Genomic DNA, 11,530 nt, shown 5'->3' with positions numbered 1-11,530 from the left:
GTATAAACTTCCATGACGCCTCGGCGTCACCTCCTAGAATGAAAATAGGTCCCCCTATGTTTCTATGCCTAAAACCTGGAAAAACTAAAGATAACAAATCCGTGGACGAGCATTTATTGGGGCCAAAAACCCTGTTGTATAAACTGTCCCATTGCGACTCTCAGGCACCGCCTATTGCACATCAAAGTGCGTGTATAAAATTCTAAACGAATGAGCGCATGATTTGTTAATTGACCAGAAAGTAGGATGGATTCATGGATGCTATACGTGAATGTTGTGCGGGTCTCGATGTTCATAACAAAACGGTCGTCGCTTGTATTCTAAACGGGCCACTGGACCACACTCCCCAAAAGCAAATCTCGACGTTCGGAACGACAACGCGTGAATTATTGCGGCTTCAGGACTGGCTTATCGCAAATCGGTGTCAGGAGGTAGCGATGGAGAGTACAGGGGTATTATGGAAACCGGTCTGGAATGTACTCGAATCGACGTGCAACATCGTCTTGGCGAATGCCCGGACGATTAAAAACATTCCTGGACGAAAAACCGATATGAACGATGCCTTTTGGATTGCGAAACTGCATCGGTGCGGATTGGTTCAAGCAAGTGTAGTCCTGCCCGAGCAGTTGCGGGATCTGCGGGACTGGACCCGGTACCGGGTAAAAATGGTTCAAGCGATCACGGCTGAAAAGAATCGGATTCATAAACTGCTGCAGGATGGAAATATCAAATTGTCCAGTTTTATCACGGATGTCTTTGGCGTATCGGGCCGTTTGTTGCTGGAGCAATTAATGAATGGCGAGGTGCTGGACGAAGAACAGCTTCGTGGGCTCGTGAAGACAAAACTAAAGAAAAAGGTCCCCGAACTCATGGAAGCGTTGAATGGGCGTGTGCGCCGTCACCATCGGGAGATGATGCGGCTTCACTGGGATCATCTGTTGTATCTGGAGAAGCAAATCGAGCAAGTGGAAGCCCGGATTGAAGGCAAGCTAGCACCGTATGCCGAAGAACTCGAGTGGCTCGATTCAATCCCTGGGATTGAACGCAATACGGCTGCGGCTATTTTTGCTGAACTCGGTCCGGAGGTGCATCAGCGTTTCGAAACGGAGGAACAATTGACGTCTTGGGCAGGCGTCAGCCCAGGAAACAAGGAAAGTGCAGGACGGAAATCTAAAACGAAATGTCTGCCGGGAAACAAGTTTTTGAAACGCGCGTTAACCCAGGCGGCATGGGCGAATGAGAAATCCTCCAATCGCATCGGTCAGCACTTTAGGCGGGTTCGAAAACGGCGTGGAGACAAAAAAGCGTGTGTAGCAACGGCGCATTTACTGGTAAAGATTATTTACAGCTTAATGAAAAACAGATCCGGATACGAAGAAAAAGACGTGCCGGAGAGCACGTCCAAGGAAAAGGCGTTAGCTTATTACTTGAAACAAATCGAAAAGTTAGGCTTAACGGTTCAAGTGACGTCCCCCGAAATGAGCTGATTATAAAAAATCGCTCAAAGATTGGGGTAGGGGGACTTTTTGCGCCTTTAAGAGTAAGTTTATCCCGAAAGAGTTACTTTTAAAACACATGCTAAGCTCATGCCTACTAAAGCCTACGTTTATTTTCGTATAAAAAAACGAAATGTCTGCCGGGAAACAAGTTTTTGAAACGCGCGTTAACCCAGGCGGCATGGGCGAATGAGAAATCCTCCAATCGCATCGGTCAGCACTTTAGGCGGGTTCGAAAACGGCGTGGAGACAAAAAAGCGTGTGTAGCAACGGCACATTTACTGGTAAAGATTATTTACAGCTTAATGAAAAACAGATCCGGATACGAAGAAAAAGACGTGCCGGAGAGCACGTCCAAGGAAAAGGCGTTAGCTTATTACTTGAAACAAATCGAAAAGTTAGGCTTAACGGTTCAAGTGACGTCCCCTGAAACGAGCTGATTTTTAAAAAATCGCTCAATGATTGGGGTAGGGGGACTTTTTGCGCCTTTAAGACTAAGTTTATCCCGAAAGAGTTACTTTTAAAACACGTGCTAAGCTCATGCCTACTAAAGCCTACGTTTATTTTCGTATAAAAATACAAGAATTATTCCAGTAAGCCGCTGGGAAGCGAAGAAATGCTGCATTTCATACAACAATTGCGGATTGGCGCCGGAAAAATGAGCAAATTGTTGCAATTTGTGCAGGATTTTAAAATGATATTGGATCTTCACCACTTACCAGGGCAGCGTATTACCTGCATAGTCAATCAGAGTGAGCTCTTGCTGTCCGTAATCCGGCTTCAGGCGATTCTCAATTCGTTGCATAATAGACCCGGCTGATTCATCAGCGGTAAGGCTCCCGGTTGTATCCAGCTTCCCCTGCATATAAGTCTGGACATGCCCGGGATGGATAACCATTACCTTGCCGCCCTGCGCCGTAATCTGATTCTGAATTAACTGAGACTGCATATTAAGCGCCGCCTTGGACATGCAGTAAGCGTACCAGCTGTTGCGCCAGCAGGTTCCAATACTGCCTGCTTCTGATGAAATATTGACGATCAGCTTGCTGTCACTCCGGAGAATAGAATCAATTAAGCCATTCGACATCCGCAGCGAGCCTAGCGTGTTCACCCGGAAGACCTGCTCCATTTCATCAAAATCCAGCGTATCCTGAATCGTCTTGCTCATATCACCCAGAATCGCCCCGTTGTTAATCAGTATGTCCACTTGGTCCGTGCAAGCTGCTATAGCCTCCACTGCTTGTTGTACACTATCCCCGTCGCTTATATCCAGCGTAAGCACCTGCAGGTGCTGATCATAAACTGTCTTCAGTTGCTCCAAGTATTCATTGCTCTCCTGCAGATACTGCCCGGCCAACACATGATAACCCTGCTCCAGCAGTGCCTTAACCAGACTCAGCCCAACGCCCCGGTCAGCACCCGTAACTATAGCCCATCGATTCTCCAACAGGCTCACCTCCTGCCCGATTTCTCGTAAGTAAAATGCAGTACACCAGTTGATTATACGAGACTAGGCGTGGCATATCCATAACGGAATGCTTGCAGTTCATGTAATAATGTCCGCAAAACACCTCGCAAAGCGGGCATCCGCAGCAAACCATGAAACCTAAAAAGAGTGTTCCAAGCAGCGGATTCCGCCTTTTGGACACTCTTCATGTGCCTTTACCTTCATTTAACAGGTGACAGCCCTTCGATGACCTTGTCGATATTCCATTGAATCATCTTAATGTAGGTGTCGCCGTCTTCCCCTTTTTTAGCTAAGGAATCAGTGAAGATCTTAGAATGTATAGGCACTCCTGTCTCATTAGAGATGGTCTCCATCGTCTTGGGATTCACGCTCGTCTCCAGGAATAATGCAGGCACCTGATTCTCTTCAATAATACTGATGATCCGTTTCATTTGCTCCGGCGTCCCTTGGCTGTCCGTATTAATCTCCCAGATGAAAGCCGATTCGAAGCCGTAAGCCTTCGAGAAATACTTGAATGCCCCTTCGCTGGTAACAAGAATCCGCTGTTCCTGCGGGATCTTATTTACTTCCTCTTTGGCGTATTGGTCCAGCTCATTCAGTTCCTTCACGTAGGCTGTCTGATTGTTAAGATAATACTCCTTGTTGTCCGGGTCCTGTTCAATTACACGTTTGGTGATCACATCCACATACTTAATGGAATTCTGGATGTCCAGCCAGGCATGAGGGTCTACTTGCGTTTCCTTGCCTTTCTCAGTCAGATACATCGGGGTCACTTCATCGGAGACTGCAAAAGCAACCTCGTTCTTGTTCGTCACCTTCAGCAGGTCCTGGAACCATCCTTTTCCCGTCTCCAGATTCAGCCCGTTATAGAAAATCAGGTCAGCGCTGGACACCTTGCCCGTATCTGCGGGTAATGGATCGTACATATGCGGGTCTGTTCCGATGGGAACCATACTGTATACCTCAGCTTTGTCCCCGACAATATTCTCGGTCATATCCGCGATGATGGAGTACGTGGCAACAATCTGCAGCTTATCCTCACCCGCTTCCCCCTCATTAGTATTAGAACAAGCAGCGAGCAGTGAGATCAGTACGATAAATGATAGCCATTTGAATTGTTTCATCCTTGCTTCAGCCCTTTCCTTAAGAAATTATTTTTGGGTGACAGTATGAAGGAGACCGCAAACAGGCTCACACCTACCAGTACTATCGTGGCACTTGTCGGGAGATTAAAGCCAAAGCTGAGATACACCCCTACAATTCCCGATACCGCACCCACGGCAGAGGCTAATACAATCATGTGGATCAGCGTATGGGTCCATAAATAGGAGGTGGCTGCCGGGATCACCAGCATCGCAATGACCAGCACAATCCCCACTTGCGATAACGAGGATACCGTAACTACAGACAGCAGCATCATCAGCAGATAATGGTAGAAGCCTGTTTTTAAACCATAAGCCTTGGCAACTACCGGATCGAACGAACTGATCAGCAGCTCTTTATACAGCAATACAATAATGGCAATCACAACGAGCATGATGATGAAAGATTGCGTTAACTCAGACTGCGGAACAGCGAGGATATTTCCGAACAGAATATGAGTCAGATCCAGTCCGCTTTTGGCAAAAGTAATAAGAACTATCCCAAGGGCGAAAAATGAACTGAGTATAATGCCGATGGAGGTGTCGCTTTTGATCGTACTGCGGCTTGTAATGAATTGAATGAGGATGGCGGCTAACAGGCCAAACAGGGATGCGCCCAGCAGGATGTTGATCCCCAGTATGTAGGACAAGGCTACACCAGGCAGTACAGCATGAGATAAAGCGTCGCCCATCAGCGACATCTTCCGGAGAACAATGAAGCTGCCCAGCGCCCCCGATACAATGCCCAGGATGATGGCGGATAAGCCGGCGTTAAGCGCGTAGACCGGGATGTTGAACAAGTCTGACATATAATTAATCATGTTCGGCCCCTCCTGCCCCTTTGATGATCACATTGCCCAAGGAGGCACCATATGCAGCGCGGATATTTTCGGTAGTGAAGGTATCTTTCACATCTCCAAAGGCGATCAGTTTTTTATTCAGGATAATAATTTTGTCAAAATACTCTTCCACCTCATGCAGATCATGGTGAACGACGAGAATGGTTTTCCCCTCTTCACGAAGATGCTTAAGCAGATTCACGATAATCTTCTCACTGACCATATCGATCCCGACAAACGGTTCATCCAGGAAAAAAACGTTCGCTCCCTGGGCGAGTGCCCTGGCAATAAAGACCCTTTGCAGCTGTCCGCCTGATAAATTGCTGATTTGCTTATTCGCAAGATCGCTTATATCCACCATCGCCATACATTCCTCGGCCCGTTCCCGCTCTTTTTTGCCGGGGCGCTGGAAGATTCTCAGGTTGGGGTACGTTCCAGTCAACACCGTATCCTTCACCGTGATCGGAAACGTGAGATCAATATCGTTTTTTTGCGGCACATAGGCAATCTTCCGTTTGTACTCCGAAATATCCCTGCCCTCAACCCTGACCGAGCCAGTTCTCTTCTTAATCACTTCTAATAATGCCTTAATCAGTGTTGATTTCCCTGCGCCATTCGGTCCGATGATACCCACCGTATGCCCGAACGGGATCTCGAGATTTACATTCTCCAGTGCTGGACTGCCGAAATAATCAACGTTTAGGTCTTTAATCTCGATCATATACAAACTCCTTATCTGCTAATTGCTGTCTGAAATCTGATGAAGTTATGGGCCTTGATATTTTGTTTCCTGTACGAAACAATAAGTTCTAGATACATAAATGTTTCCTTCGGGAAACTTTTATTCTTATGAACAATATATTTAACTACGGGCAAATTGTCAATAATAATTTAAATTTGTGTTACAATTTCAGCAGAAAGGGTGGTTGCATGTTGAGAATCGCAGATTTAAATCTGGAGCAGAATCAGCAGGAAATCTCGGGATTACTGGAGGAGCATAGCCGGCGGATGGATGATACTATCCCGCCTTATGAGCGCGAAGTGATCTCACTGGCAGCGTATGAAGGTGATACATATGTAGGAGGCATTACCGGTGATATGGTCTGGAAGATTCTAAATGTTCACCTGCTGGCTGTCGATCCCGCCTATAGAGGCAACGGACTAGGCGGAATACTGCTCAGGGAGCTGGAAGACAGAGCCCGGTTGCGCGGCTGTAAAGTGAGTGAATTAACCACCATGAGCTGGCAGGCTCCGCACTTTTATCAGAAGCTGGGGTATGAGATCTTCGGGGAGATCCATGATTGTCCCCAGGAAGGCCAAACGAAATATTATTTGAAGAAAAGTCTTGAATAGCCACGCAAAAATGCTCCCAAACTGCCTGGGAGCATTTATTATATCCGCGAAAATTATGAGTTCATTTAGTTAACTGACTTGTCATACTGTAGATAGACTACGTGCGTCTGCAGGTATTCGTTCAGGCCATGTTTGCCGTCGGCACCGCCGATCCCGGACTTTCTCCAGCCTGCATGGAAGCCCTGCATCGCTTCAAAATTCTCGCGGTTAATGTAGGTCTCTCCGTATTTCAGACGTTTGATCACTTTCATGGCGACATTCAGATTCTGAGTGTATAACGAAGAGGTCAATCCGAATTCACTGTCATTGGCGAGCGCGATTGCTTCATCCAGGGTGGAGAACGTAATGACCGGGATAACCGGTCCGAAGATTTCATCCTGCACAATCTCCATGTCGTTGGTGGCATCGGTGATGACCGTGGGCTCGAAGAAGCTGCCTGCACCTTCTACTTTTTTACCGCCTAGAGCAATTGTAGCGCCTTCTTGAACTGCCCGGTCCACCTTCTGCTGAACCGATTCTTGTGCGGCTTTATTAATCAGAGGTCCCATTTGAATATCCTTATCCTTGAGCGGGTCTCCATATTTCACTGCCTTCATAGCTTCAACCAGGCGGGAGGTGAATTCATCCTTAATGGCCTCATGTACATAGACGCGCTCTGCACAGTTACAGACTTGGCCTGTATTAATCACACGGGAATCCACAATCGCTTTGATGGCCAGGTCCAGATCGGCATCCTTCATAACAATGGCCGGTGCCTTGCCCCCCAGCTCCAGACTGACCTTGATGATATTCTCGGCGGCTGCCTCCATCACCTTTTGTCCGGCTGGTACGCTTCCTGTAAGACTGACCATTCCGACTTTCGGATTGCTGGCTAGTTCATGGCCCACTTCTCCGCCTCTGCCTGTTACCAGGTTGAATACCCCTTTGGGCAGACCGGCTTTATCAACAATACGGCTGAAGGCCACGGCATTGTTCGGGGATTCCGCACTTGGCTTGACGATAATCGTATTGCCGGTAATCAGCGCCGGAGCCATCTTTCTCGCGATCAGGAAGAACGGGAAATTCCAGGGCAGGATACCTGTCGTTACACCAATCGCCCGTTTAAACACAAAAATATTCTCATTATCACGGTCGCTCTGAACGATCTCCCCTTCATAACGCCGTGCCCATTCCGCCATATAATCCAAATAACCCGCTGTAAAGTTAACCTCTACCGTAGATAATTCCAGTGTCTTGCCTACTTCTTCCGAGATCAGCCTGGCGATGCTGTCCGCTTCCGCGCGAATCCCGTCTGCAATGGCATGCAAATATCTGCCTCTCTCGACCGCCGGAGTTTCCTCCCAGGCTGATTGGGCTTCTTCCGCTGCATTAATGGCACGTATGACATCATTCCTTGTGGCCTTGGGAACCTGTGAGATTACTTCATCTGTTGCCGGGTTGGTTACTTCGATCCATTCTTTACCTTCGGATTCCGTAAATTGGCCATCGATATACATCAAATGCTTGGTCACTGTTTCTCCCCCTCAAGGTAGATTATTACAATTGCCCAACCATAGTGTAAACGCTATCAATATTTATTGTCAATAAGATTCACATTTACTATTTGTTTTTGTGTTGTTTTTCATTGACTTCTTGAGTTAAGCTATGAATATAGGGTTACATTGATTGGAGGGATCGGCTGTGAAAGTCAGTATTTTCTCTACTTGTTTAGTAGACCTTATGACCCCGGAGGTCGGTATTGCTATGGTTGAAGTCCTTGAGAGACTGGGTTGTGAGATCGATTTCCCGGCTTCGCAGGTCTGCTGCGGGCAGCCCACGTATAACAGCGGCTATCTGAAGGATTCGAAGCTCGCCATGCAGAATATGATGCTTGCCTTCGAGAACTCCGATTATGTCGTGGGTCCTTCCGGCTCCTGCATTGCTATGTTCCATGAATACCCGAAGATCTTCAAAGGTGATCCGCAGTGGGAATTGAAAGCGGTTGCTTTGAAAGAGAAATCCTATGAGTTCACTCAGTTCATCGTCAGGGTGCTTGGCGTCACTGATGTTGGTGCAAGCCTTGAAGGGACCGCCACTTACCACCGTTCCTGCCATATGACAAGACTGCTGGGTGAGAAGGAAACTCCATATCAGCTGCTTGAACACGTCAGAGGACTGCAGCTGGAGCCGCTTAAGAACAGCGATAACTGCTGCGGCTTTGGCGGAACCTTTTCGGTCAAGATGCCTGAGATTTCCGAGCAGATGGTAGACGAGAAATGCGGATGTATCAAGGATACCGGCGCAGATATTCTGATCAGTGCGGATATGGGCTGCCTGCTGAATATCGGGGGGCGACTGTCCCGCAAGGGTGAGCCTGTCAAGATTATGCATATTGCAGAAGTGCTGAATCAGCATCAGCCTGTTGTGAGCAGAGGAGGAAGCCGGACTTGAGCCTGCAAACCGATAAACGTAATTTCAACGAACGGACTTTGGATGGCCTTGGGGATTCATTCATGCGAAATGCTGTCGGTTCTGCGCAGGACAGTCTCAAGACGAGACGTCTGTCTGCCGCCACCGCACTAGGGGATTGGGAGCAGTGGCGGAACGTAGGCCAGCTTATCCGCCAGCATACCCTGCAGAATCTGGATTATTATCTCGAGCAGCTCGCTGATAATGTGGAGCGACAAGGCGGCCATATTTATTTTGCAGCTACCAAAGAAGAGGCCAGCAGTTATATAAGAGATGTTATCGTGCGCAAGCAGGCCAAAAAAGTTGTAAAATCCAAATCTATGGTCACGGAGGAAATTGAGCTGAACCGTGTACTGATCGAAGCCGGCTGTGAGCTGATTGAGACGGATCTTGGGGAGTATATCCTCCAAATGGATGATTGGGACCCGCCCTCGCATATCGTCGCTCCCGCGCTGCATAAAGACCGGAGACAAATCCAAAAGGTATTTACCGAGAAGCTTGGATATACGGGAGATGAAACCCCGGAGAATCTGGCCGGATTCGCCCGGACGGTTCTGCGGCAGAAGTTCCTGGAAGCCGAAGTCGGGATCACGGGCTGCAACTTCGCCATAGCTAATCTGGGAGCGATCAATCTGGTGACCAATGAGGGCAATGGTGATCTTACGGCTGCCATTCCGAAGACCCATATTGCGGTGATGGGTATGGAACGGATTGTTCCAACCATGGAGGAAATGGAGGTTCTGGATAACCTGCTCTGCCGCAGTGCCGTCGGACAGAAATTAACCAGCTACATTACCGTATTGGGGCCTTCTGCAGCTGGAGAGACAGATGGTCCCGAGGAATTCCACCTGGTTGTTGTCGACAACGGCCGGTCCGATATTCTGGGAAGTGAATTTAACGAGGCGTTGCAGTGTATCCGCTGCGGTGCTTGCCTTAATGTCTGCCCGATCTACCGCCATATCGGCGGGCATGCTTACGGATCAATCTATCCGGGCCCGATTGGTGCGGTAATCACTCCGCTGCTTGGCGGGTACGATGACTATAAGGAGCTGCCGTTTGCCTCCAGTCTCTGCGGTGCTTGTACAGATGTCTGCCCGGTGAAGATTCCGCTGCATGAGCAGCTGATCATGCACCGCCAGAACATTGTCGAGCAGCGAAGAACCGGCGCCGCAGACAGGCTTCAGATGAAGGCGGCCAGCCGGCTGCTGTCCTCCCCTGCCCTGTTCGGCCGGACCCTGCGGTTAGCACACTCCGCCAGCCGATTGATGAGTAAACAGGGGCGAATCGTAAGAGGCCCCGCCTTGATTCATGGCTGGATTCAAGCCCGCGACCTCAAGCAGCCCGTCAAGCAGCAGGACAGCTTCCGGGCATGGATGGAGAAACGTAAAGGAGGGTCAGAGCAATGACAGTATCCTCGAATAAGGAGGCTTTTCTGAATACAATTGCCGCTAAGCTGGGCCGGGAACGTAAGACTAATGTTCAGCGGCCTGTTATACAGGACTTGATTCCGGACAGCTATGGCGAGCTAACAAACGACGATCTGGTAGAGATTCTTAAGGAGCAGTGTTTCTTCATTCACACTCAGGTGATTGAATCACAGCCGGAGATTCTGCAGCGGACCTTGGATGATCTTATAGCAGCGAATGGCGGCGGGCTGGTAATGACTTCCGGAGATCCCCGGTTTGCCGAATATGGGCTGGAGTTCCCGGATGTCGCCATGTGGGAGGAAGCGGCAGGAAGAGAGGAGAATATTAGGCGGGCTGAATCAGCGAATACAGCGATTATCTTCGCCGACTGTGCGCTGGCCGAGTCCGGAACGGTTGTTGTGGAGAGCCGCCCGGATCAGGGCCGTTCCCTTCACTTCCTGCCTGCCCATTATATTGCGGTGATTGAGCGAAAGAGGCTTGTGCTCCGTTCTACTCAGGCAGCAGCAGCGTTTAACCGGAGAATTCAAGCCGGTGAGCCGGTGGGCTCATCGATTAATTTCATCTCCGGTCCCTCCAATTCCGCCGATATCGAAATGAAACTCGTGGTGGGTGTGCATGGACCGCTGAGAGCAACCTATGTGCTTATTTAGTAATCCGTAACATCAAATTCTCTATTCTTATAATAATATTTCCGGTCTTCCTCTGTGATCTCACGTATAATTCTGCATGGGCTGCCTACTGCTATCACGTTATCGGGAATGTCCTTGGTAACCACGCTGCCAGCCCCGATCACTACATTGTTACCTATGGTTACACCGGGATTGACTATGACATTGCCGCCTATCCAGACATTATTGCCGATCGTTATAGCAATACCGTACTCATATCCTGAATTTCTGGAATCCGGATGGATGGGATGTCCTGCGGTATAGAGCGATACATTCGGAGCAAACATGACATTATCTCCGATGACGACTCTGCCGACATCAAGAATGGTACAGTTGAAATTAGCATAGAAATTATTCCCCACAGAGATGTTCGTTCCATAATCGCAGTGGAAGGGCGCTTCGATATGAACTACCTCTCCTGTCTTGCCGATAATCTTCCGGATCAGTGCTGCTCTCTCCTCTTCTTCATCGGGACGGAGCAGATTGAACTGATGGACCATCAGTCTGGCAGCTGTTCTCTCTTCCGTTAATCCATCGAGCCAGGCTTTATAAGGAAGTCCTGCAAGCATTCTTTCTTTCTGGTTCATTGTTTGTTCCTGCCTTTTCTTGTAGAGTTATCGGCCGACCTGCACCTCAATCGCGACTTATTAAATCACTTATAATAAGTTATACCATAATTATATGGGAAG

12 protein-coding genes are annotated in these 11,530 nt (G+C 48.6%); 6 read left to right on the top strand and 6 right to left on the bottom strand.

The features are described from left to right. Positions 1-254 precede the first annotated feature (254 nt). The gene (locus tag QW71_RS00685) at positions 255-1,487 is read left to right on the top strand and encodes an IS110 family transposase (protein WP_039291786.1); all 1,233 of its coding nucleotides are present in this window, start codon (positions 255-257) and stop codon (positions 1,485-1,487) included. A 164-nt stretch (positions 1,488-1,651) separates the two neighbouring features. Next, positions 1,652-1,936 (top strand): hypothetical protein, encoded by a 285-nt coding sequence (locus QW71_RS00680; RefSeq protein ID WP_039291783.1) that lies wholly within the window; start codon positions 1,652-1,654, stop codon positions 1,934-1,936. A 275-nt stretch (positions 1,937-2,211) separates the two neighbouring features. Here QW71_RS00680 and QW71_RS00675 read toward each other — a convergent pair whose 3' ends face one another. The 4 genes from QW71_RS00675 to QW71_RS00660 form a co-directional block, all read right to left on the bottom strand. Then, positions 2,212-2,943, bottom strand: a complete 732-nt coding sequence (locus tag QW71_RS00675) for an SDR family NAD(P)-dependent oxidoreductase (RefSeq protein WP_063776423.1) — start codon at positions 2,941-2,943, stop codon at positions 2,212-2,214. 221 nt (positions 2,944-3,164) lie between these two features. After that, positions 3,165-4,088, bottom strand: a complete 924-nt coding sequence (locus tag QW71_RS00670; protein ID WP_039291780.1) for a metal ABC transporter substrate-binding protein — start codon at positions 4,086-4,088, stop codon at positions 3,165-3,167. After that, positions 4,085-4,927 carry a metal ABC transporter permease gene (locus tag QW71_RS00665; protein WP_144026133.1) on the bottom strand — a complete coding sequence of 281 codons (843 nt, stop codon included), beginning with the start codon at positions 4,925-4,927 and terminating at the stop codon, positions 4,085-4,087. The genes QW71_RS00670 and QW71_RS00665 overlap by 4 nt, the downstream gene beginning before the upstream one ends. Then, positions 4,920-5,663 carry a metal ABC transporter ATP-binding protein gene (locus tag QW71_RS00660; protein ID WP_200905862.1) on the bottom strand — a complete coding sequence of 248 codons (744 nt, stop codon included), beginning with the start codon at positions 5,661-5,663 and terminating at the stop codon, positions 4,920-4,922. Before QW71_RS00660 ends, QW71_RS00665 begins: the two co-directional genes overlap by 8 nt. A gap of 212 nt (positions 5,664-5,875) precedes the next feature. On the opposite strand from QW71_RS00660, the gene QW71_RS00655 reads away from it, so the two are divergent. After that, positions 5,876-6,298 carry an N-acetyltransferase gene (locus QW71_RS00655; RefSeq protein ID WP_160311762.1) on the top strand — a complete coding sequence of 141 codons (423 nt, stop codon included), beginning with the start codon at positions 5,876-5,878 and terminating at the stop codon, positions 6,296-6,298. A gap of 65 nt (positions 6,299-6,363) precedes the next feature. Here QW71_RS00655 and aldA read toward each other — a convergent pair whose 3' ends face one another. Further along, positions 6,364-7,809: an aldehyde dehydrogenase gene (gene aldA / locus QW71_RS00650; protein WP_268794593.1), complete on the bottom strand. Its 1,446-nt coding sequence runs from the start codon at positions 7,807-7,809 to the stop codon at positions 6,364-6,366. A gap of 169 nt (positions 7,810-7,978) precedes the next feature. Here aldA and QW71_RS00645 point away from each other — a divergent pair, with 169 nt between their 5' ends. The 3 genes from QW71_RS00645 to QW71_RS00635 all read left to right on the top strand — a co-directional run bounded on the left by QW71_RS00645 (position 7,979) and on the right by QW71_RS00635 (position 10,823). Next, a complete protein-coding gene (locus QW71_RS00645) occupies positions 7,979-8,728 on the top strand; it encodes a (Fe-S)-binding protein (RefSeq protein ID WP_039291772.1) in 750 nt (249 codons plus the stop codon). A 62-nt stretch (positions 8,729-8,790) separates the two neighbouring features. Then, positions 8,791-10,152 (top strand): LutB/LldF family L-lactate oxidation iron-sulfur protein, encoded by a 1,362-nt coding sequence (locus tag QW71_RS00640; protein ID WP_373604750.1) that lies wholly within the window; start codon positions 8,791-8,793, stop codon positions 10,150-10,152. Beyond that, positions 10,149-10,823 (top strand): lactate utilization protein C, encoded by a 675-nt coding sequence (locus tag QW71_RS00635; RefSeq protein ID WP_039291767.1) that lies wholly within the window; start codon positions 10,149-10,151, stop codon positions 10,821-10,823. Before QW71_RS00640 ends, QW71_RS00635 begins: the two co-directional genes overlap by 4 nt. Here the strand turns inward: QW71_RS00635 and QW71_RS00630 are convergent. Beyond that, positions 10,820-11,428: a sugar O-acetyltransferase gene (locus QW71_RS00630; RefSeq protein ID WP_039291765.1), complete on the bottom strand. Its 609-nt coding sequence runs from the start codon at positions 11,426-11,428 to the stop codon at positions 10,820-10,822. The genes QW71_RS00635 and QW71_RS00630 overlap by 4 nt on opposite strands. Positions 11,429-11,530 lie beyond the last annotated feature (102 nt).

Source organism: Paenibacillus sp. IHB B 3415, assembly GCF_000802655.2.
Lineage (GTDB): Bacteria > Bacillota > Bacilli > Paenibacillales > Paenibacillaceae > Paenibacillus_AQ > Paenibacillus_AQ phytohabitans.
Note: the sequence above shows the minus strand (reverse complement) of the source record. Positions and strands in the feature narration are given on the sequence as shown.

Coding starts and splice junctions, on each gene's coding strand:
- QW71_RS00685 (WP_039291786.1), top strand. CDS start 255: ATGGATGCTATACGTGAATGTTGTGCGGGTCTCGATGTTCATAACAAA.
- QW71_RS00670 (WP_039291780.1), bottom strand. CDS start 4,088: ATGAAACAATTCAAATGGCTATCATTTATCGTACTGATCTCACTGCTC.
- QW71_RS00665 (WP_144026133.1), bottom strand. CDS start 4,927: ATGATTAATTATATGTCAGACTTGTTCAACATCCCGGTCTACGCGCTT.
- QW71_RS00655 (WP_160311762.1), top strand. CDS start 5,876: ATGTTGAGAATCGCAGATTTAAATCTGGAGCAGAATCAGCAGGAAATC.
- QW71_RS00640 (WP_373604750.1), top strand. CDS start 8,791: ATGCGAAATGCTGTCGGTTCTGCGCAGGACAGTCTCAAGACGAGACGT.
- QW71_RS00635 (WP_039291767.1), top strand. CDS start 10,149: ATGACAGTATCCTCGAATAAGGAGGCTTTTCTGAATACAATTGCCGCT.
- QW71_RS00630 (WP_039291765.1), bottom strand. CDS start 11,428: ATGAACCAGAAAGAAAGAATGCTTGCAGGACTTCCTTATAAAGCCTGG.